This is a genomic window from Wandonia haliotis (genome assembly GCF_039523435.1).
Classification (GTDB): domain Bacteria; phylum Bacteroidota; class Bacteroidia; order Flavobacteriales_D; family Crocinitomicaceae; genus Wandonia; species Wandonia haliotis.
Map to the genome: position 1 here is coordinate 1 of NZ_BAAAFH010000023.1, position 509 is coordinate 509.

1 protein-coding gene is annotated in these 509 nt (G+C 46.4%); it reads right to left on the reverse strand.

Annotated elements, in window-relative coordinates:
• Positions 1–509, reverse strand: a 509-nt coding sequence (locus ABDZ97_RS17465) for a hypothetical protein (protein WP_343791046.1), incomplete at both ends; no start/stop codon positions are given.

The following is a 509-nucleotide window of genomic DNA, read 5'->3' on the forward strand; positions in this document are numbered from 1 at the left end:
TTTCTATCAAAACCAATGGCGTTTACAGTAAAATCGCGAACGGATACCCCAACCTGATGGTTTGTGAGTGAATCCATGATGGCAGAAGGCAGAGAAAGTGTACCCAGATACTGCCATACCGTGTCGCTTAACGGTGAATTGGCAATTGCTACCTCTTCCAGATCTTTAAAGTCCACTGTGGCATCAAAATACGCCATCAGCACTTCATCCGAAAGATAGGGTGAGAATTCCAGCATTTCATCCAGTTTCTCCTGATCGGTTGCCGAAGGGTTGACGATCAGATCCAACAGGGTCTGGCTTGCTCCCGATTCGATTTTAACCTCGTTGTTGGCAAGTGAGGATTTTAACGCATTCATGGACGTGTTGATTTCCTCTACGGTGATAATCATATTGGTACGAATCCGGGACGGACACGATTTGGGTACATCAAAATAAACATCCCCTGCGGGTGAACAATGCTGTGGATTGACGATCGCTGCCGTATAATCCTGCGGTGTGGTAATCACATC